We start from the raw sequence: 237 nt of genomic DNA on the forward strand, positions 1-237 counted from the left end.
ACCCGTATTTGTTGCGGAACGCATGGGTGCCCTTGTCCTTGATGTACCGAACGAGATGGTCGTGCCAGCGTGTCGCCGGTTGATTGTGAGCGACCGCATTGGCCGGTGGGGGAATCACCGGCAGCACACCACAGGTTGACCATGCCTCGGTCTGCGCAATACTGTAGTACGCGCCGTCGGCGATCACGCAGTCGACGTTCGCCTCGACTGCCAGCACCGCATTCAGACCCGCCTCGT

At 61.6% G+C, this 237-nt stretch carries 1 protein-coding gene; it reads right to left on the reverse strand.

Features of this window, described 5'->3' with window-relative positions:
• The coding region (locus AB3X89_RS40840; protein ID WP_368588126.1) for a hypothetical protein at positions 1-237 on the reverse strand (237 nt) is incomplete at both ends.

Origin of the sequence: Paraburkholderia sp. BR14320 (assembly GCF_040948665.1) — a bacterium.
GTDB classification, from domain to species: Bacteria; Pseudomonadota; Gammaproteobacteria; order Burkholderiales; family Burkholderiaceae; genus Paraburkholderia; species Paraburkholderia youngii.